The following is a 21202-nucleotide window of genomic DNA, read 5'->3' as shown; positions in this document are numbered from 1 at the left end:
TACAAAGACTTAAAACAAGGATATACTAACAGTTACCTTAGCATTGCCATTTTCCACTCTCGCTTTTGAGATACTATAGCCTGCTTGAGGAATCTCAAGGGTGATTTGATCACCATTCACTTTAAAGCCGCCTCCATTTTGATTGGATTGATCCTTCAAATAGTTGAGAACCAAGAATTTTGGAATGGGCATTTTCCCTAATTTAGCACCGGTCACATTCAAATTCATGACATTGTTTTCAACTTGACCGGTCATGGTTAAATCTAGATAGCTATCAACTGGCCCTAAGGAAACAGGAACTTTGACGTGAAGGTCATTGCCATCCATTCCTAGTGCCATCTTTTGATAGTCAGAATTGTCAAGGGCGGATCCAGCACTTGTTTTTACGACCTGACTCAATTGCACTGAATTGAGACTTAGCTCAGTTGAGAGCCCTTCAGTGCTCACAGAGGCATTTGAAACAGCATTTTGAGCCAACTCAATGAAAGAACTCCCTGCCTGCACATTTCTCAGTTGCTCCCCTTCAGGGATAGATCCAGGAACCAACAAGATCACTAATAAAATAAATAAAACGATCACCATGCCAATCAGGCGTTTCATCCACTTAAACATCTGCTCCTCCAATACGTGAAAAGTTGTATTCTTATTGTACCCTAAATCTAAAGAAATTGCGACTAAGAGGGGCCTTTACAAAGCAAAAGAGAGCGTGGGACAGAAATCGGTAATTCGTTAGAATTCGATTTCGTCGTCCCACCTCCGCACAGTTGAGTAGGGCTGTAAAAGCTGATAAAATCAGCGTAGTAGAGCCCACTCAACCACTGCGTCTTACTCGACAATCCAAAAACAATTGAGAGGCTAGGACTTTTGTCCCAACCTCTCTCTGTGCATTATTTCGATTTAATGTAGTTAACACCATCTGCTTTTGGCGCAACTGCTTGTCCGAAGAAGGCTGCCAAGACAACCATGGTCAAGACATAAGGCGCAATTTGCAAGTAGATGGATGGGATACCTTTAAGCAAAGGCAATTGATTCCCGATAACAGCCAAACTTTGTGAAGCTCCAAAGAAGAGACTAGCAAGCATAGCCCCGATTGGGTTCCATTTCCCGAAGATCATAGCCGCAAGGGCGATAAATCCAGGACCTACAATAGTCGTCACCGCGAAGTTAACAGAAACTGACTGAGCGTAAATGGCTCCTCCGATTCCTGCAAGGGCACCTGAGATCATCACTCCTAAGTAGCGCATTCTATATACATTGATTCCCAATGTATCTGCTGCTTGTGGGTGTTCCCCAACTGAACGAAGACGCAATCCAAACTTCGTCTTGAACATGATAAACCAAGCAAAGAATGAAAAGAGAATCGCAACCCAACCAATGATGCTGGCATTGTTGAAGAAAATATCTCCAATGACCGGAATTTTAGATAAGACCGGAATCGATGTTTTCCCAAAGGCAACTTTGATATTATCAGTTTGCCCCTTGTTGTACATCGCTTTGACAAGAAAGACTGCCAATGGAGGTGCCATCAAGTTTAATACTGTACCTGAGACGATATGGTCAGCACGGAAATGAATCGTTGCCACCGCGTGGATCAAGGAGAAGAGTACTCCAATCCCTGCAGCAACGATCAAGGACAACCATGGTGTCAAACTTCCTAACTCAGGCTCAAAAGTCAAGTTAAAGATAATACCTGAGAAGGCTCCCATAACCATGATTCCTTCCAGACCAACGTTAACAACCCCAGCGTGTTCTGAGTATGCTCCTCCGATACTTGTGAAGATCAGCGGCGCTGCATACACAATCATAGAGGAAACAAGAATACTTAAAATTGTTACAATACTCATTAGTTTGCTCCTCCTTTTTTAGCTGAACGCATCGAGATCATCTTTTCAATAATGTAGTGGGCACATACGAAGAAGATAATAGATGCTGTCACAATTTGAACGACTTCTTCAGGGATTGCAGCTGGCTTCATACCAACTCCCCCAATTTGAAGTGCACCAAACAAGAAGGCAGCAAATGGAATACCAATTGGTGAATTCATCGCAAGAAGGGCTACGGCCATTCCGTTAAATCCAACACTCATCGAGCTGGTTTGAACGTAGACATTTGAGTAAATACCCAGACCTTCTGCTACCCCACCAATACCAGCAAGAGCACCAGAAATGATCATAGAAAGGATAATGGTCCGTTTTGCAGACATCCCTGCGTATTCCGCCGCATTCGCATTGAGACCAACGGCACGGATTTCAAAACCAAGTGTTGTTTTCTTCATCAAGAACCAGATGACCACCACTGCGATGATGGCAAAGAAGATCCCGATGTTCATTTGTGATTTGTCCGTCAAATTACGCAACCACTCCGTCTGGTAGACAGCATTGGCTCCCACATCAATGGTTGAGTCCTTATTTTTCATCAAGGAAGCTGGGAAGCTATGAATCAAGGCATTCCCACCATAGAGAACAATGTAGTTCATCATAATGGTGATGATGACCTCACTGGTTCCGAGATAGGCACGAAGGAAACCAGGAATCGCTCCAATAAATCCACCTGCGACAGCCGCAATCAAAACGGTCATCGGAATCATCAGTAAGCGAGGCATATTTGGGAAGGAAAGGGCAAACCAAGTCGCCATGATCCATCCAGCAAAAGCCTGACCAGGAAGTCCAACGTTAAAGAAGCCGGCCCGGCTGGCTACTGAAAACCCAAGAGCAACCAAAATCAGTGGCCCCATGGCACGGGAAATATTTCCCCAACTCTTAATCGAACCAAAGGCTTTCTTAAACAGCAATTCGTATCCCCAAAGGGCATCATAGCTGAAGGCCCACATAATAATGGCACCCAAGACCAATCCTAAAAGGACAGACACCAACGGAACGGCAATTTGTTTTAAATTCTTATTCATTTGATGCTCCCTCCTTTACTTGTCCACCTGCCATGAGGATTCCAAGTTCTTGCTTATTCGTTGTTTCAGGGGTTACGATCCCTTGGATCTTCCCATCATGAATAACCGCAATACGGTCAGAAACATTCAAAATTTCATCTAATTCAAAGCTGACAACCAGAACGGCTTTTCCATTATCCCGTTCTTGAATCAAACGTTTGTGGATATATTCAATCGCTCCAACATCCAATCCACGAGTCGGCTGGCTAACGATCAAGAGATCTGGATCGCGATCGATTTCCCGAGCGATAATGGCTTTTTGCTGGTTCCCTCCAGAGAGAGCCTTAGCAGGTACCACTTCACTGGCTGCACGAACGTCAAACTCTTCCATCAACTTCTTGGCATAAGAGGTAATATTTGGATAATTCAAAATACCATTCTTGCTAAGAGGTTCTTTATAGTAGGTTTGAAGGGCAATGTTTTCAGAGATCATCATGTCAAGGACTAATCCATCCCGATGACGGTCTTCAGGGACGTGCCCTACCTTCATTTCTGTGATTTGACGTGGACGAAGTCCTACAACATCCTTGCCTTTAATCTTGATTGAACCAGATTTTACCTTCCGTAGACCTGTAATCGCTTGGATCAACTCAGACTGACCATTTCCGTCAATCCCTGCGATCCCCACGACTTCACCAGCACGAAGTTCCAGTGAAAGATTCTTAACAGCTGGGACACCCCGGTTTTCGTTTACAACCAAGTTTTCGATCGACAAGACGACTTCTTTCGGTTGAGAAGGACCTTTCTCCGTTTTAAAGGAAACAGAACGACCGACCATCATTTCGGCCAAGTCTTGGTTGGTAGCTCCACCAATCTCGACTGTCTCAATTGATTTCCCACGACGGATAACCGTTACCCGGTCTGAAACAGCACGAATTTCATCCAACTTGTGCGTAATCAAGATAATGGATTTTCCTTCATTTGCCAAGTTCTTCATGATTGTCATCAATTCTTCGATTTCAGCTGGTGTCAACACCGCAGTTGGTTCATCGAAGATTAGGATGTCGGCTCCACGATAAAGCGTCTTTAAAATTTCCACACGTTGCTGCGCACCGACGGAAATATCCTCAACTTTAGCATTTGGATCCACTGCTAAGCCATATTTTTTAGACAAATCAAGGATATCTTGACTGGCTTTCTTAAGATCCAAAATACCATGTTTAGTGGTTTCAGACCCAAGGATGATATTTTCAGCAACAGTGAAGGCTTCAACCAACATAAAGTGTTGGTGCACCATTCCAATTCCTAAAGAAGCTGCTTTTGAAGGTGAGTCTAGGTTAACAGTTTTTCCATTTACCACGATGTCTCCGCTAGTTGGTTCCAACAAACCAGCCAACATATTCATCAGGGTAGATTTCCCTGCACCATTTTCTCCAAGAAGTGCATGGATTTCACCTTTGCGCAACTGAAGATTAATCTTGTCATTTGCTACAAAGTCACCAAATTTTTTGGTAATCTCACGCATTTCGATGACATATTCGTGTGTCATGTGGGGTGTTTCCTTTCAAATCAATTTTTATTTCAATAAAACCTATTAAGACAGCTAATAGATTTTACTGAGACAAAAATGTCTCAATTTATTAAAAGGAACGGCCCTTGAAGGTCGGGCCGATCCAATCAATGATTATTTTTCAGGAACTTTAAGTGACCCGTCAAGGATCTTAGCTTTAGCGTCTTCGACAGCTTTTTTAGCTTCTGCAGAAAGATTGTCAGTTGTCAAGTCAACTCCACCATCTTTCAAGCTATAAGTAATCACTTTACCGCCAGGGAATTTACCATCAGCAGTTTTCTTAGCCAAGTCTTTTACAGATTCTCCGACTTTCTTCAAGCTTGAAGCCAATACAAAGTTAGATTTTTTACCATCTTTAGAAGTGTATTCACCTTCAGCTTTTTGGTCACGGTCAACACCAAGAACCCAAACTTTTTCGTCTTCATTTTTCTTCTCGTTCAAGTCTTTAGCTTCAGAGAAGACACCTGCACCAGTACCACCAGCTACTTGGTAGATAACGTCTGCACCTGCAGCATATTGTGCAGCAGCAATTGTTTTACCTTTAGCAGAGTCACCGAATGAACCAGCGTAGTCTACTTGAACTTTGATAGATGGGTCAACAGATTTAACACCAGCTTCAAATCCAGCGCGGAAACGAGTGATAACTTCACTTTCCATACCACCTACAAAACCAACTTGTTTAGTTTTTGTAGTTTTCGCAGCAGCGATACCAGCAAGGTAACCAGCTTCGTTATCGGCATAAACAGCAGATGCTACGTTCTTTTGTCCTTCAATACGGTCATCGATGATGACATAGTTCACATCTTGGTTGTCTTTTGCAGCTTTTTTAACAGAGTCGCTCAAGGCAAAACCAACACCAAAGATCAATTTGTAGTCGTTAGAAACAGCTTCATCAAGGTTTGTCGCATATTGAGATTCATCTGTTGATTGGAAGTAGTCAAATCCGTTCCCTTTAGAAAGACCGTTTTCTTTACCCCAAGCTTGCAAACCTTCCCAAGCAGATTGGTTGAATGATTTGTCATCCACACCACCAGTATCGGTAATGATAGCAGCTTTCAAATCTGTTTTAGATTCTGAGTTTGCGCTATCTTTTTTAGACGCACGATTTCCACATGCTGCAAGTCCGATAGCAGCGACAGTTACTAGACCAAGGCCTAGCCATTGTTTCTTGTTCATTACTGAACCTCCTAAATTATTGTGCAACATTGTTGCGAAGTATTGAAAGGGTCAAAAGACCGCCTCACAGACCTATTAAGTCAGGTCTGTAAAGGAATATGGAAGTAATTCCTTGACCGTCATCACGACCGTCGATTTATCTTTAGATACTAAGGTTACAGGAAGGTCTGGCTCAAAAAATTCAGCCATGACCTGGCGACAAGCACCACATGGAGAGATGGGCTTTTCTGTTTGCCCGTAGACAATCAGCTCTTTGAACTCACGAGCTCCTTCAGAAACTGCTTTAAAAATAGCTGTCCGTTCCCCACAGTTGGTTAAACCAAAACTGGCATTTTCGATATTGACCCCTGTATAGATTTCTCCATCCTTCGTTAGCAGTACAGCTCCAATTGGGAAATGAGAGTAGGGCACATAGGCTTGTTGACTCACTTCAACTGCTAAGTTGATCAATTCAGTAGTCGCCATGAGCCACTTTTCCTTCCATGATTGCTACACCAGAGGAAGTTCCGATACGGGTCGCACCAGCTTCGATAAATGCAAGAGCATCTTCATAAGAGCGAGCTCCACCAGAAGCTTTAACACCCATGTCTGGTCCAACTGTTTGACGCATTAAGGCTACATCTTCTACCGTCGCTCCTCCAGTTGAGAAACCAGTTGAAGTCTTCACAAAGTCAGCTCCAGCTGACTTTGCAATCTGACAAGCGACGATCTTTTCATCGTCTGTTAAGAGACACGTCTCAATGATGACTTTGACCAGCTTATCACCGCTTGCTTCGACAACAGCTTGGATATCTTCTTCAACTAGTGCTAAATTCTTAGACTTCAAAGCACCGATATTAATGACCATGTCAATTTCATCGGCACCATTTTGAATAGCATTTTTTGTTTCACACGCTTTGACAAAAGGGGTATTTGCTCCCAAAGGAAAACCAATGACGGTACAAACTTTAACGTCTGAATCGCGCAAGCCCTCAGCCGCAAAATTCACCCATGTCGGGTTCACACAGACACTCGCAAAATCATAAGCCTTAGCTTCTTCGATCAGCTTTTCGATCTGTTCTTGTTGCGCATCTGGTTTTAAAAGAGTGTGATCGATATATTTATTTAACTTCATACAATCTCCTGAGCTGCTTAAGATATTATTTCAATAATTTCTTTAACGCTTTCAGCCCTTTCTAGTATTTTAACATTTTTTTTGAATTCTGTAACTCTTTCTTGTGAATTTTTTTCATTCATGAAAATACGGGCAATGCGTTCCCCTTTTTTGACGTGCTCTCCCACTTTTTTGTCAAACACAATTCCTGTTTCGTAATCGAGGGGATCTGATTTGACAGCACGGCCAGCACCCAAGCGCATGGCGAACAAGCCAAACTCCATGGCAGGTAAAGCAGCAATGACGCCATCTTGGTCCGCTGTTACTTCAAGGACCTGATCTACTTTGACGGGACGGTGCAAATCTTCTAAGTCTCCACCTTGAGCTGCGACCATTTCTTCAAACTTCGCTAAGGCTTGACCATTGGTCAAGTGTTCATGGATGGCCTCGATCGATTGATCTACATTGGCCAATTTCAACATGATTTGCGCTAATTCACAAATAAACTCTGTAACATCAGCGCGCCCCTGTCCTTTCAGAATATCCAGGGCTTCCAAAATCTCTAAACGATTACCAATACTGGTTCCCAAAGGTTGGCTCATATCTGTAATGACAGCGATGGTTTTCCGACCCACTGCATTTCCAAGATCCACCATGGTACGGGCTAAGCGACGAGCATCCTCAATATTCTTCATGAAGGCACCCTCGCCTACCGTCACGTCCAAAAGAATAGCATCCGCACCAGCAGCGATTTTCTTACTCATGACGGAACTAGCAATCAAAGGAATGGTATCCACTGTCGCCGTAACATCACGCAGTGCATACAAGAGTTTATCTGCTTTTACGAGTTGATCGGATTGACCAATGACCGATAAGCCGATTTCCTGCACCTGCTGGATAAATTCCTCTTGGGTCCGTTCAATCTGGAAACCTTTAATGGATTCCAACTTATCGATGGTCCCACCTGTGTGTCCTAACCCACGACCGCTCATTTTGGCAACCGGCACTCCGAAACTCGCAACCAAAGGCACCAAGACCAAGGTCACCTTATCTCCGACACCACCAGTCGAGTGTTTGTCCACCTTAATACCTGGAATTGCTGACAGATCAAACTGTTGCCCTGTTTGGACCATCTTCATGGTCATATGAGAGATTTCTTCCGTCGTCATCCCTTTAAAATAAACGGCCATAGCAAAAGCAGACATTTGGTAATCTGGTACTATTCCAGCCACATACCCCTCAATCAGCCATTCAATTTCTTCCTTGTTTAAGGCAAGACCATCTCTTTTTTTCTGAATGATATCTACTGCTCTCATGATTCTTTCTCACTTCTTAAAATATAATAGCCTTTGTCTTTTTTTACTGTCTCACAATTGCCAAACGTCTCTTCCATCTTGGCCTTAGCACTTGGAGCCCCTTGTTTTTTCTGAATGACAATGGTCAAGTCTCCACCTGGTTTCAAATGTTCAAAACTACCGGTGATCACTTGGTGAACCACTTTTTTACCGGCTCGGATCGGCGGATTACTGATCACATGGTCAAAGACCCCTTCGACTGCTTCATAGACATCCGAAGAAAAGATCTGAGCTTCCACGCCGTTTCGGCTAGCATTTTTCTTAGCCAAGTCTAGTGCCCGCTCATTGACATCGACCATTGTCACTGCAACTCCCTGGGCTTTAGCTAGAGAAAGGCCGACCGGTCCATAGCCACAGCCAACATCGAGGACACTTTCCCCTTCTTGAAAATCCAGGGTTGATAAGAGCACCTGGCTTCCATAATCTATCATTTTTTTACTAAAGACGCCCGCATCTGTATAGAAATTCATCTTTTGTCCCAATAAAACAACAGCCAGATCATGAATATCATGGGCTGCATCTGGGTTTACATCGAAATACATTTTACTCATAAGGTTATTTTAACATAATTCATTCCTTTTTTAAATCGTTTACACGACCTCTAAAAATTGGTATACTAAAGACTACAATAGGAGTGACATATGGACAAAGAATTTCTACATTTTGAAAAAATTAATCGGGAAACTTGGCAGAATTTGCACCGCAAAACCACCCCACCTCTCTCTCAAACAGAGCTCAATTCTATTAAAAGTTTTAACGACCGCATCAACCTCCAAGATGTACGAGACGTCTACCTGCCTTTGACAAACCTGATTGGAATCTACAAGCGTTCCAAAGAAGATTTGGCCTTCTCAAAAGGTATTTTTCTTCAAAAAACGAGTGAACGCCAACCCTTTATCATTGGGGTTTCAGGGAGCGTTGCGGTTGGAAAATCTACCACTAGCCGTCTCCTTCAAATCCTGCTGTCACGAACCTTTGAAGGCTCAACAGTAGAATTGGTGACAACGGATGGCTTTCTCTATCCAAATGCTATCTTAAAAGAACAAGAGATCCTCAATCGAAAAGGATTTCCGGAAAGCTATGATATGGAATTGCTCCTTGATTTTCTTAATCAAATCAAAAACAACAAGAGCGTAGAAATCCCTGTCTATTCTCACGAAATATACGATATTGTCCCAGATGAGAAGCAAACCATTTTACCAGCTGATTTTGTCATTGTCGAAGGGATCAATGTCTTTCAAAATCCGCAAAATGACACACTCTATATGACCGATTTCTTTGATTTTTCAATCTATGTGGATGCCGCGGTCGACGATATTGAATCTTGGTATATCGATCGCTTCCAAAAACTCCTTGCATTAGCTCAGAATGATCCCAATAACTACTACTATCGATTTACAGAGCAACCCCTAGAAGAAGTTTTAAGCATGGCCCATCAGGTCTGGGAATCCATTAATTTAGTCAACTTGCAACATTACATCCAACCAACTAGAAACCGAGCTGATCTGATTCTCCATAAGGCAACCAACCATGAAATCGACGAAATTTATCTCAAACGCTAGAGAAAATGGCCTGTTAACGGTACTTTTTTAAGGAAAAGCTATTTTAGGCTTGTCAAATCTTAACTTTTCATATATAATGAGATAGTTAGATTATCAATGGAGGTGAATAACTTGGCAAACATTAAATCAGCTATCAAACGCGCTGAATTGAACGTTAAACAAAACGAAAAAAACTCAGCTCAAAAATCAGCTATGCGTACTGCAATCAAAGCTTTTGAAGCAAACCCATCTGAAGAACTTTACCGCGCTGCTAGCTCAGCTATCGATAAAGCAGAAACTAAAGGTTTGATCCACAAGAACAAAGCTAGCCGTGATAAAGCACGTCTTGCAGCGAAACTTGGTTAATCAAGAACAGCATAAAAATCAAGCTCTCCGGAGCTTTTTTTGTGCCTAAAATTTTGAGAGGTGCTTATGAAAATTGTTATTATCGGCTATTCTGGATCAGGTAAATCCACCTTGGCTGAAAACTTATCCCGCCACTACTCCATTCCCAAGATCCACATGGACACCCTTCAATTTCAACCGGGTTGGATAGACAGTGACCGGGATTGGATGGAGGGACAGATGAGACAGTTTCTCAGCGATCATAGAGACTGGGTCATTGATGGCAATTACTCTTGGTGCTGCTATGAGGAAAGAATGGAGCAAGCGGACCAGATTATCTTTCTCAACTTCTCTCGTTGGAACTGCCTCTTTAGAGGCTGGAAACGATACCGCCGTTATAAAGGCCGCGTCCGTGAGAGTATGGCGGCAGGTTGCCCCGAACGCTTTGACTGGGAATTCATCCGTTGGATCCTTTGGGATGGACGAACAAAAAGTGCCAGAGAAAGGTATCAAAACATCCACTCCACCTACCCCGAAAAATTTATCTCTCTCAAGAACCAAAAAGAGCTGGATGAGTTTATAAAAAACATACAATAAAAAGGTTGGGATATCTATCCCAACCTTAAAATGTAGACAAACTATTTTAAAGTAAAATAAATTAAGCGATTCTGATAAGAAATAAAATTGAGTTCCATTTTTTAGATGAATCAAGAAAATACCAAAACTTTCCGCTGTGAGTAAAGTGCCTGAAACAATAACGATTCAGGCACTCGGAATTATTGAGACCTTAGGCTCAATAATTAGTCATGGAACTTCGTAGAAGTTCGCTGACGTCCGTACTCACCTAAGGAAAGTTTTTTATATGACTTTGTCTTCAATCTGAGGTTGGGGTTAAAATCCCCAACCTTTTCTTATTTATCAACGTAATCGCCACCGGTGAAGCCATAGTATTCTTCCAGACTCAAGCCTGAATCTGCGATATCTTGTGCTTCTTTTCCGATATAGCGGAGATGCCAGCTTTCTGGCATGTAGCCTGTCACTTTTTCTTTTCCTTCTTGGTAACGAACCACAAAGCCATATTTAGCGGCGTTCTTAAGCAACCACTTACTTGGTCCAGGTTCTGTCACCAGATTACCACTGGTATCGATCAAATCAAAGGTCAAACCAGTTTGGTGTTCACTATAACCCGGTCTTGCGGAATAACGATCTGCTGCTTCCTGACCATCTTGATTGACATAGTTTTGATAGAGGCCAACTTGGGTGTCGTAGCTACGAAAACCACTATATTGGTCACTGATCGGATAACCTTCTGCCTGCATAGCTGCAATCAATTCATGAAGGGCTGAAACAGCTTCAGGATCTTCCCCTGGGTTAAAGTCAGGCGACAAGGGATAATGTTTATTGGCGATCATGACCTCACCATATTTCCCTTTGACACTATAGTAAGAACCATTATAGCTGACACCAGAGTCCACTTTCACATCTGACTTACCAGCTTTTGACGACTCTTCTTTGCCAGTTTCTTTTGACGTATCCTTTGCAGAAGATGTTTCTTTGGAAGACTTGGTTTGCGTTTGTTTGCTTTCTTCTTTTGCAGAAGATTTAGAACTAGTGGATTGAGATTGGGAGCAAGCTGTCAAGGTTAACAAGGCAACTGTCACCAAAGTTAATTTGGAAAATCTTGCTTTCATGAGGAATCTCCTATGATTCTTTTGTTACGACAATATCCGTAATCACATAACTTGCACCTACTTTTTTCAAGGTGTAGGTCTTGTACTTACGGTTTTGTGAATCTGGATGACTATCTGTATAATGCACGGTAAAGTCTTCATAAGTCTTAATCGTCACCACACCATTTTCTTCCGTGACACTTTGAATGTCCAAAGCTCCTGGAGTATAGTAGTCAATTTTTGCCTTTCGAACACCATCACCAGTTGTGAATTCAACCATGTCCTTGTAGGCTTGACTTTGTGTGTCATAGTATTTAGAGTAGGTGTTGTTTCGATTTGAAACGGAGCTAAAGACAGCGTCGCGGTACTCTTTCAAGAATTCTTCCGCCAAGGTCCGATTTTGTTCTTCTTTGGCTGCTTGTGCTTTCTTAGCATCTTGCGCACTCTTGATACGTTTTAAGGTATCTTTGGCTAGTTTGAGTTCGATCGGATCGTTCTCACCCTCTTCAATCGTCACCTTAGCCTTCTCAGTTGTATAGGTTTCACCATTCATATTGAAGACGGCATGTACTTCAATTTCTTGATAAGGAATACTATCTACTTCAAAGGTCGTGCTCGTTCCGACTTCTTTGCCGTTGACCACAACCTTCACATCCGTTGGGTTTTCAACCTCATCTGGGAACCCAACTTCTAAATTGCGTTTTTCAGAATTCAACTGCAATTCTAAGTTGTTCTTAGTTGCTTTTTTAGGATTGAGATGGATCTTAGAAGTAACATTTCCTACTTCAGTTTTAGCAGTCAATTCCATTTCTTTTGTATTGTAATGGAAAGAACCAAGGTCTGTCACTGCATCTTTCTTCAAGGTCACTGTTTTATTGGCAGCCACTTTGAGTTTGGCTTGGTCCAAATTGGTCTTGACCTTGACTTGCACTGGATAGCTGGCCACACGGTATTCTTGGAAGATTCCAAATTTCTTGTCCGCTTTCTCCAAACCAAAAATCTTGTTTCCAGATTTATCCGTATAGCTGCCTTCTCCACCATTATCAATGATCTTGTTCAACTCTGTACCGATATCGACCCCTTGATCTTCCATGCTGGTAATAAAGCTTTCGGCTTCATCCTTCGTCCATTTATCGTTATCAGTTGAAAGCAGATCTGCTGCTTCGCGATAATCTTTGGTGTCCACTGCCTTAATAAATTTATCTGCAGTCACTTCGACACGTGTTGTAGACTGGAAGTAAAAGAAGGCTGCCACCAAAGCGATCACAAGGACTGCGATAGCAGAAATAATCCCAATTTTCTTCTTGGAAAGTTTCTTACCACTCTTCGTTTTTGGGGCCTTTTGTTTTTTCTGAGCTGGACCTGCTTCTGTAACATTTGGACCAGCAAAGACCTGCGTTTGCTCAGCAGCAAGTGGAGCCGTATACTCTTGAGTCGGCTGTTGAGGCACATATTCCTGTGTTACTTCTGTTGAATCTGGGTTCGCAAATTCTGCTTCAGGCACAGGTCCTACAAAAAACTCAAAGTTTTGACTTTTTGCCGCGGTAAATTCTTCTGCACTTGGCTTGCGGCCATAGGTTTCTTCAAAATGTTGCAACCAAGCCTGACGAGTTGCTAGAAGTGGATCGACATTCTTCACTTCTTCAACTGGTTCAAGCACCGGTTCCTCAACAGGAGCGACTTCCTCTGCTGGGGTATTTCCTGCGATAGACTGAATTTGTTTCAAATCAAATCCACAAGCTTTCCCAGCCATAAACTCTTCTGGTGACGGTTTGCGACCGATCACTTTTTCAAATAATTCAACCCATTTCTTTTGCATGGATCTCTTCTCCCTCATTATAAAATAGGGAAAGTGGGTTCCCCCACCTTCCGTTTTGTGATATTGTTAGAATCCAAAGTTAGAGAAATTTGGAGCACTAGGAATAAATCCTACGGCTACTTGTTCTAAAATACGAGCATTCACATAAATGACAAAGATGGCAATGAGAAGCAAGACAACAGATGATGCTACTAGAAGCAAGAATTTATCTGCTTTAAAGCTTGTCTTGTTCAATCCTTGATGAACGACATAGCATGTTCCAACAAAGAACAAGAAGAAAATAAGGAAGTTTACAAAGCCATAAAATTCATAAACTTTTACAAGACCTACTAAGAAAGCAAGGAGGGCAAGTGGCAATGTGTAAACAGACAAACGTCCAAACTCTTCAAATGAACGACCGTAACTGTATTCCTTATCTTGAAGAACCACACGACGAACAAAGAATCCAGCTACTTGAAAGGCGTAAAGGCTAAAGAATAGGGAAATCAATGTCAACATAAAGGCACGGAAATCCATTCCATAACCACCTGTAAATCCACTAGCTGTGAAGAATGTCCCCAAGGTCAAGACAAAGGCAGTTAAGACATACTGTAAAATTCCGTTAAGAGCTTTTGGATTTTCTACAGCTGTTGGACGTTTCAAAGCTGAAAGGAACCAATTCCAGTAACCACCAACGGCTACACCAAATTGACTTGGTTGGGCAGGATAGGCTTGTCCTGGTTGACCTTGGTAAGGAGCTTGTTGATAAGCTGCTTGAGTAGGTTGTTGGTAGGCTTGTTGTGGAGCTTGTTGGAAAGCAGGCCCATTCGTTGGAGCTGCTTGAGGGACAGGCTCTTGAACTGGAGCTGCTACTGGTTCTTCCACAGGGGCAGTTGGTGCTGCGACAAATTCTGGGGCTTGTGGAGTTTCTGGAACCACTACTTCTTCTTGAAATTCTCCTGCAGCCAGTGCTTGAGCAATTTCTTCTGCACTAGCAGAACGACCATTTACGGCTTCGAAATAATCCAGCCAATCTTGTTTTGACATAATGAATCTCCTTAACTATTGTTTATACTAGGGTATTATACAAAATTTCTGAACCATTTTCAATGAAAGACTGGAAAATCCCTGTAATATCTTTTGAAAAACATACAAATTCTACTCATTTTTAGAAATTAGTAAAGAAAAAGAGGCTGGGCAAAAACTGTCCAGCCTTTGATGTTTGATAGGAATAAGTGCAAGACGCAGTGGTTGATTGGCATCTTTGTTCGCCTTTTAAGCTCCAAAGATGACCTAATGAGGGAAACAAAGTTTCCTTTATCCACAACCTTCAACAGTCTCCCAGACTGTTGAAGGTTGTGGAGGTGGGAAGATTGAAAAGGTTTGGGGAACCTTTTCAACTTTTTTTATTTTACGGAGTTCTTTCCTACTCCCGTTTCTTAGGATTCAAATGCATCCATGCCACCTTGGACGTTGGTCACATCATAGCCTTGCTCTTCCAAAAATTGGCAAGCGCGTGCTGAGCGTCGACCAGACTTGCAGATGACATAATAGGACTGATCCTTCTCTAATTCCTGGTAGCGATCTGCTAACTCAGATAAGGGAAGAAGACGAACCCCATCTAAGTGAAGGGCATCATACTCTTCCTGCTCGCGTACATCAAGAACGTGTATGTTTCCTTTTTGATAAACTTGGTAAAAGCTTGAAAATGGAATTTCTTTCATGATTTCTCCTGTAAGATATGTTATGTAAGGGATAGTATTTCATAGTTAAAGCCAATAGACTCTAAAAATCGGAACAAGTCTTGGGTTTTAATAAAGATCGTTTTTTCGTTGGTATTGGGATGGAAGGTCATGATCTCCTCTGACACAATGTCTTTATCGAAATAGACTCGAATATCTTTTTCTTCATTGTTCAATAAACCAAATGGAGAAACCGTTCCTGGCGGTAATTGCATTTTTTCAGCTAAAGAATCTGCTGAAGCCATGCGGATCCGGTTGGCTTCCACTTGCTCTTTGAAATCATCCATATCCAATGGTTTCTGGTCATCCATGATGAGCAAATAGTATTGAGTTTTCTTTTTGTTGGTCAAAAACATAGTCTTGGTCCGGACACCTTCTAAGCCTTCAATATAAGAATCCGCCTGCTCAGTCGTGAATGCAGGTGGGTGTTCCACCACATCAAATGAAATTCCCAACTCATCTAATTTTTCTTTAACTTGTTGATAAGGATCCATCGTCGCTCTCCTTTATTTTTGAATGATCTCTTGTACTAAGGTTTGCAATTCCGGCACCACCTCTGCCTCAAACCAAGGATTTTTAGCCATCCAGATTTGATTGCGAGGGGAAGGGTGAACAAGTGGAAAATAGGTTGGCAAATAGTCTTTAAAATGGTGAACGCGTTCGGTTACTTTGCCACTAACCTTTTCATGAAGGTAGTATGCTTGGGCATATTGTCCAATTAAGAGGGTCAATTCAATATCCGGACACTCCTTGAGGAGTTGAGGGTGCCACTTTTCCGCAAAGCCTTTGCGAGGTGGAAGGTCACCAGATTTTCCATGCCCTGGGAAATAAAAATCCATAGGAATGACCGCAAACAAACCAGAATGGTAAAAGGTGTCTTCGTCAACTCCTAACCATTCGCGCAGGCGGTCACCACTCTTATCCTTCCAGTAAATGCCTGCTTCTTGCGTTTTCAATCCAGGTGCCTGTCCGATGATATTGATACGAGCTGTCTTTGGAGCTGCAAAGAGTGGCTCGATTCCTTTATCTGTATATGCTTTATTTTGAGGATCTGCCATAATGGCTTGTTTAATGCTTTCAATCCTTGACATAAGTCCTCCTTCTATGGAAAAACTCAGCCAGAAAAACTGGCCGAGTAGTGGATTATTTGATTAGTTCATAGATGGCTTCTGCGTAAATAGCTGCTGCACGATAGAGATCTTCAACATCTGCGAACTCATTAGCTTGGTGCATGGTATTGACATAGTCTGGGAACATAGCACCAAAGGCAACCCCACGTTTCAAGAGGCGACCAAAGGTACCTCCACCGATCACTTGTTCATGTCCTTTGAGGCCAGTTTGTTTTTCGTAAACACGCAAGAGGGTGGATACCAATTCATCATCCATCGGAACATAGTGAGGTGTGTGACCATGGGCTGACAAGCTTACTGTAGCCACTCCTTCGATCTTTTCAAGGGTGGATTTGATGGTTTCAGGATCTGTACCTTGAGGGTAACGGATATTGAGGGCAATAGTGTTGTCTGCTTGGCTGTCATCAAAATGGAAGACACCTGCATTCATGCTCAATGGTCCCATTTTGGCATCTGTATGGGCAATACCTAATTTTTCACCAGCAAAATCTTCGTGAAGAAGTGAGGCTGTCACATGAAGGTAAGCCTTAGCAGCACCACCAAAATCAAATTGGTTCAACAAGAGAGCCAAGTAGGTCGCACCATTAATTCCATCTTCAGGAGTTGATCCATGAGCAGATTTCCCAACAATCGTAACGGTATAGGTTTCTTCATCAACAGTTGAGATTTCATACTTGAGTTGGTGTTCCTTGGCAAAGGCATCTAAGAGGCCAGCAAGATCTGGTAGTTGTCCAGAAACGACTGCAGTCGCTGACTCTGGTACCATATTTTCACGAAGGCCACCTGTAAAGCTATGAAGATGGGCACTTCCTGTGTTGTCATTTCCAAAATGAAGGTACTCAGTGATGTTTCCTTTTTCTCCATTGATGATTGGGAATTCCGCATCTGGTGAGAAGCCAAAATCTGGCTCAGGTAGTCCGACATGTTTGAAATAGTAATCCATGTCGCCCCAGCCTGATTCTTCATCTGTACCGACAACAAAGCGCACGCGCTTAGAAACAGGGAGTCCTAGGTCTTTAATGATCTTCAACCCATAGTAGCAGGCCATTGTAGGCCCTTTATCATCAGACGAACCACGCGCATAGAGCTTACCATCGATAATTTCTGGTTTGTATGGATCTGTCTTCCAGCCACTACCTGCAGGCACGACGTCCATATGGGCAAAGATCCCAAGCTCTTCTTCTCCTTCACCAAAGGTAAAGTGACCGGCATAATTGTCGACATTCTTGGTTTCATAGCCATCACGTTTGGCAATTTCCAAGAATTTTTCAAGAGCTTTTACAGGACCAGGTCCAAAAGGATGCTCTGCATCTGCCTTGCTGTCATCGCGTTCAGAATTGATTTCCAAGAGGCTGTATAGGTCAGCCATCATCTCATCGCGACGTTTTTCTACTTCTGCTTTAAAGTCAACTGTTGTCATGAATTCCTCCTCGATCTTCTATTTGCTAATTGGCTTAGCGTTTGTCAATGATTTCGTCCACTGGTAAGCGATAGCTTGGCTCTACTTTTTCAGCCGCATAGCCAACCGTAATCAAGACTTCCGGACGGAAACGCTCTTCGATGTCCAATACTTCATTGATTTTTGATTTATCAAATCCCAAGATAATATTGGTTCCAATGCCTTGGTCCGTCAAAGCAAGTACCAAGTTCATGGCCACAAGACCGGCATTCAAAGCCAAGTAATCACTTGTTTGTTGGGCATCATAGCGTGCAAATTCAGCAGGAAGATTTTGCATAAAGTATTGCAACTGCTCGTCTGTGAAGTTTTTCACCCCACCGACACGTGCAATCTTGCGAGCCCGTTTTTGCAAATCAGTATCTGTAAAGAGGGCGATGGTCACAGGTGCTTCCATGACTTGATCGTAGTTTGCACCATAGGCTAATTTTGCCAATTCCGCATTTTTTTGACGAACGACCACAAATTTCCAAGGCTGGCTATTGTGGGCACTAGGGGCCAAGGTTGCGATCTCAATGGCAGTCCGTACATCCTTTGGATCGACCGGTTGGTCAGTGAAATGCTTGATCGCATGACGTTTTTTGTTGAGTTCTAGGAATTTCATAGTCAACTTCCTTTTCTATTTCTGTTACCTCTATTTTAACACAAAATGAAAGAGCTTGCAGGGTTTTACAGCCTAAGATTGTGAAAAAAGAAGCGGACATTTTGAAGATCCGCTTCTTTGTTATAGGTTGAATACACAAGAGATCCACCTATGATTCATTGGAAAGATTGAAATAGGCAGCTACTTCTTTGGCATAACCGTATTTCTCAATTAAGCTCGTTAGAAGCTCGATGTTATGGCCCCGATAGTTATCCTCGCGTCTCAATTCTTCGTACATCTCAATAAAGGGAAGGCCCTTGTCCTTAGCATCTTGGAGCTCTGCTTCATAGTCATAGGCCACCTTACGAAATTGCAGGTTGGTCACCCCATCTTCTTCGACATCGATCAGAGCATACTGTGCTCTGTGGTTTTGAATTGGTTCCCAGTCAAAATAAGGCATACCAATAGTTCCTGGATTAAGGATCTGTTGGCCCTGACTGCCATAGCGAAGCAACTGTTTGTGGACATGACCGTAGATCGCCATATCCGTCTGATCATCCAGCAATTGGTCAAAGTTCTCCGTCGCATTTGCTGGACGCAAGTCTCCACCATAATTCTTTTCTGGCAAGTTGTGTGTCAGTGAAAAGCGAATGCCATTGACCTCCTTCTTCTCTATCAATGGAAGGGAGCGAAGCCAATCGATCCGCTTGGTATCAAGTCCTTCCATGAGGTACTGAGTAAGGCGAAGAAGTTGGATCTCCTGCGGATCCTCTAACCCGTACTCGCCATCTAAAGCCTCTAAGACACAATCGTCCCAATTTCCACGAACAGCCGCTGTAATAGGTATCGCATCCAGCAATTCAAAAAGGTCATCTCTTCCAGGACCCGGAAGTAAAATGTCCCCTAAAAGCCAGAATTCCGTCGCGCCTAGAGCACGCGCATCCGCAATCACTGCCTTAAGGGCTCTTGTATCTCCGTGAATATCAGATAAAATAGCGATTCTATTGTTCATTATAAACTCCTTATGATTGGTATGGTTCAGAATCCTCCGCCACTTCCACCAAGGGACTTGCTTCTTCTTGCTTTCCTTGATGGAGCTTGGCTTGCACTGCCTCCGCGACTGGTCGTGGGATACCGACCGTGACGATCTCATCTACAGTAGCTTCTTTGATCTTGGTCAGTGATTTGAAGTGTTTCATCAGCAACTGCTTGCGTTTTGGTCCCAAGCCTTCGATGCCGTCCAGCTGGGAGGAGAAGGAATTCTTAGACCTTAGCTGGCGGTGAAATGTGATGGCGAAACGGTGGACTTCATCTTGGATCCGTTGGAGGAGGAAAAATTCCTGTGAGGTGCGCGAAAGTTCAATGATTTGGAGAGGATCGCCAAAGAGCAATTCATGGGTCTGGTGCTTGTCATTCTTTTGTAGGCCTGCAATGGGAATATCCAGCCCCAACTCTTCTTGGATCACCTGTTTAGCGATATTAACCTGGCCCTGACCCCCATCGATAACGATCAGATCAGGTGGCGTCAGGCCATCCCGCATGACACGGCTGTAGCGTCTGCGAATGACCTCCCGCATGCTGGCATAGTCATCTGGTCCGACGACGGTCTTGATCTTGTACTTGCGGTAGTCCTTTTTGCTTGGCTTCCCATTGACAAAGACCACCATGGCTGAAACTGGACTGGTCCCCATGATGTTGGAGTTGTCAAAGGACTCAATGCGCACAGGAGTTGGAATTTGCAGGAGTTTTCCAAGATTTTCAATGGCACCTTGGGTCTTTTCCATCGATTTTTCAAGGAGATTGAACTTCTGCTCCAGACTGACACGTGCATTCTTAATGGCCAGATTGACCAACTGCTTCTTCTCCCCACGCTGGGGCTTAAGGACCTTGGTATCTACTAGGGCCTTGACCGCTTCCTCATCGATGTCTTGAGGGATCAAGATTTCATTGGGGATCAGGTGAGATTTCTCCTGGTAAAACTGCCCCACATAGGTCAAGAAATCCTCGTCCGGATCATTATAGTAAGGGAAGAGATTGACGTCGCGCTCGATCAGCTTGCCCTGACGGACAAAGAAGACCTGCACACACATCCAGCCCTTGTCCACGTAGTAGCCAAAGACATCCCGGTTCTGCAAATCCTTGGCCATGACCCGCTGTTTGGTCCGCAGGGTCCCAATAGCCTGGATCAGATCCCGATACTCGGCTGCCCGCTCAAATTCCATGTTTTGCGCAGCGGTAGTCATCTTGAGCTTGAGCTCATCGATAATCTTGTCATCCTGCCCCTTGAGGAAATCAGAAACCTCCTGGGCCATGCCCTTAAAATAAGCCTCGTCCTTGTGGCAGACTGTGTGGGCCATACATTGCCCTAAATGGTAGTAAAAGCAGACCTTGGAAGGTGGATTGGTACACTTGCGGAATGGGAAAATCCGATCCAAAAGCCGCTTGATCTCATTGGCCGCTCCTACGTCTGGATAAGGACCGAAATAGAGCCCACCATCCTTTTTGACCTGGCGCGTGATGATGAGGCGCGGATAGCGCTCATTGGTAATCTTGATGAAGGGATAAGACTTGTCGTCCTTGAGCATGATATTGTATTTGGGCTTGTTCTCCTTGATGAGGTTGATCTCAAGAAGCAAGGCCTCAATATTGGACTCGGTGACGATAAATTCAAAATCCACAATCTCAGATACCAGCGCTTCTGTCTTGGTATCGTGGCTCCCTCTGAAATAGGAACGCACCCGATTGCGAAGATTCTTGGCCTTCCCCACATAGATGATGGTACCGTTCTTGTCTTTGTGAATGTAACAGCCCGGACTCGTCGGCAAGAGCTCGAGCTTGGATTTAATCAAGTTATTCATA

The 21202-nt window shown here is 43.3% G+C and carries 22 protein-coding genes; 3 read left to right on the top strand and 19 right to left on the bottom strand.

The window, feature by feature from the left end; all coding sequences use genetic code 11:
• Window positions 1–9 precede the first annotated feature (9 nt).
• The 9 genes from ADH92_RS09885 to ADH92_RS09845 form a co-directional block, all read right to left on the bottom strand.
• Window positions 10–612, bottom strand: a complete 603-nt coding sequence (locus ADH92_RS09885) for a hypothetical protein (protein ID WP_049498280.1) — start codon at window positions 610–612, stop codon at window positions 10–12.
• A gap of 275 nt (window positions 613–887) precedes the next feature.
• Entirely contained in the window at window positions 888–1844 is a 957-nt protein-coding gene (locus ADH92_RS09880; protein ID WP_021153355.1) for an ABC transporter permease, read from the bottom strand.
• Window positions 1844–2905 carry an ABC transporter permease gene (locus ADH92_RS09875; RefSeq protein WP_049489017.1) on the bottom strand — a complete coding sequence of 354 codons (1062 nt, stop codon included), beginning with the start codon at window positions 2903–2905 and terminating at the stop codon, window positions 1844–1846. The genes ADH92_RS09880 and ADH92_RS09875 overlap by 1 nt, the downstream gene beginning before the upstream one ends.
• Window positions 2898–4433, bottom strand: coding sequence for an ABC transporter ATP-binding protein (locus ADH92_RS09870; protein ID WP_023918304.1), 1536 nt, complete (start codon window positions 4431–4433; stop codon window positions 2898–2900). Before ADH92_RS09870 ends, ADH92_RS09875 begins: the two co-directional genes overlap by 8 nt.
• Before the next feature lie 135 nt (window positions 4434–4568).
• Window positions 4569–5630, bottom strand: a complete 1062-nt coding sequence (locus ADH92_RS09865) for a BMP family lipoprotein (RefSeq protein WP_023918305.1) — start codon at window positions 5628–5630, stop codon at window positions 4569–4571.
• A gap of 75 nt (window positions 5631–5705) precedes the next feature.
• Entirely contained in the window at window positions 5706–6095 is a 390-nt protein-coding gene (locus ADH92_RS09860; protein ID WP_049498278.1) for a cytidine deaminase, read from the bottom strand.
• Complete coding sequence (gene deoC / locus ADH92_RS09855; protein WP_021153359.1) at window positions 6082–6744, bottom strand: deoxyribose-phosphate aldolase; 663 nt, start codon at window positions 6742–6744, stop codon at window positions 6082–6084. Before deoC ends, ADH92_RS09860 begins: the two co-directional genes overlap by 14 nt.
• A 17-nt stretch (window positions 6745–6761) precedes the next feature.
• Complete coding sequence (locus ADH92_RS09850) at window positions 6762–8039, bottom strand: pyrimidine-nucleoside phosphorylase (RefSeq protein WP_049498276.1); 1278 nt, start codon at window positions 8037–8039, stop codon at window positions 6762–6764.
• Window positions 8036–8629: a class I SAM-dependent methyltransferase gene (locus ADH92_RS09845; protein WP_049498275.1), complete on the bottom strand. Its 594-nt coding sequence runs from the start codon at window positions 8627–8629 to the stop codon at window positions 8036–8038. Before ADH92_RS09845 ends, ADH92_RS09850 begins: the two co-directional genes overlap by 4 nt.
• A gap of 90 nt (window positions 8630–8719) precedes the next feature.
• Here ADH92_RS09845 and coaA point away from each other — a divergent pair, with 90 nt between their 5' ends.
• From coaA to ADH92_RS09830, 3 genes are all read left to right on the top strand, one after another.
• A complete protein-coding gene (gene coaA / locus ADH92_RS09840) occupies window positions 8720–9640 on the top strand; it encodes a type I pantothenate kinase (RefSeq protein WP_049498274.1) in 921 nt (306 codons plus the stop codon).
• 96 nt (window positions 9641–9736) lie between these two features.
• Window positions 9737–9985, top strand: a complete 249-nt coding sequence (gene rpsT / locus ADH92_RS09835) for a 30S ribosomal protein S20 (RefSeq protein ID WP_003007640.1) — start codon at window positions 9737–9739, stop codon at window positions 9983–9985.
• A gap of 66 nt (window positions 9986–10051) precedes the next feature.
• A complete protein-coding gene (locus tag ADH92_RS09830; protein ID WP_049498272.1) occupies window positions 10052–10561 on the top strand; it encodes a DNA topology modulation protein in 510 nt (169 codons plus the stop codon).
• Window positions 10562–10875: 314 nt separating this feature from the next.
• On the opposite strand, the gene ldcB is transcribed toward ADH92_RS09830, so the two are convergent.
• From ldcB to uvrC, 10 genes are all read right to left on the bottom strand, one after another.
• Window positions 10876–11655 carry an LD-carboxypeptidase LdcB/DacB gene (ldcB, locus tag ADH92_RS09825; RefSeq protein WP_003007645.1) on the bottom strand — a complete coding sequence of 260 codons (780 nt, stop codon included), beginning with the start codon at window positions 11653–11655 and terminating at the stop codon, window positions 10876–10878.
• Window positions 11656–11665: 10 nt separating this feature from the next.
• A complete protein-coding gene (locus ADH92_RS09820; RefSeq protein ID WP_186823071.1) occupies window positions 11666–13453 on the bottom strand; it encodes a TcaA second domain-containing protein in 1788 nt (595 codons plus the stop codon).
• Between the two features lie 66 nt (window positions 13454–13519).
• Window positions 13520–14479: a DUF6574 domain-containing protein gene (locus ADH92_RS09815; protein WP_049498269.1), complete on the bottom strand. Its 960-nt coding sequence runs from the start codon at window positions 14477–14479 to the stop codon at window positions 13520–13522.
• Between the two features lie 392 nt (window positions 14480–14871).
• Window positions 14872–15156: a rhodanese-like domain-containing protein gene (locus ADH92_RS09810; RefSeq protein ID WP_049498268.1), complete on the bottom strand. Its 285-nt coding sequence runs from the start codon at window positions 15154–15156 to the stop codon at window positions 14872–14874.
• Window positions 15157–15176: 20 nt separating this feature from the next.
• The gene (locus tag ADH92_RS09805; RefSeq protein WP_049498267.1) at window positions 15177–15668 is read right to left on the bottom strand and encodes a prolyl-tRNA synthetase associated domain-containing protein; all 492 of its coding nucleotides are present in this window, start codon (window positions 15666–15668) and stop codon (window positions 15177–15179) included.
• Window positions 15669–15680: 12 nt separating this feature from the next.
• A complete protein-coding gene (locus ADH92_RS09800) occupies window positions 15681–16265 on the bottom strand; it encodes a uracil-DNA glycosylase family protein (RefSeq protein ID WP_049498265.1) in 585 nt (194 codons plus the stop codon).
• A gap of 52 nt (window positions 16266–16317) precedes the next feature.
• Window positions 16318–17724, bottom strand: a complete 1407-nt coding sequence (pepV, locus tag ADH92_RS09795; RefSeq protein ID WP_049498263.1) for a dipeptidase PepV — start codon at window positions 17722–17724, stop codon at window positions 16318–16320.
• Window positions 17725–17758: 34 nt separating this feature from the next.
• Complete coding sequence (locus ADH92_RS09790; RefSeq protein WP_003001591.1) at window positions 17759–18364, bottom strand: nitroreductase family protein; 606 nt, start codon at window positions 18362–18364, stop codon at window positions 17759–17761.
• 148 nt (window positions 18365–18512) lie between these two features.
• Window positions 18513–19355, bottom strand: a complete 843-nt coding sequence (locus tag ADH92_RS09785; protein ID WP_049498262.1) for a metallophosphoesterase family protein — start codon at window positions 19353–19355, stop codon at window positions 18513–18515.
• A 10-nt stretch (window positions 19356–19365) separates the two neighbouring features.
• Window positions 19366–21201, bottom strand: coding sequence for an excinuclease ABC subunit UvrC (gene uvrC, locus ADH92_RS09780; protein WP_049498260.1), 1836 nt, complete (start codon window positions 21199–21201; stop codon window positions 19366–19368).
• Window position 21202: the final 1 nt, after the last annotated feature.

It is taken from the genome of Streptococcus parasanguinis, from assembly GCF_001073155.1.
Classification (GTDB): Bacteria; Bacillota; Bacilli; order Lactobacillales; family Streptococcaceae; genus Streptococcus; species Streptococcus parasanguinis_D.
This window is presented reverse-complemented; position numbering and strand designations above follow the sequence as displayed.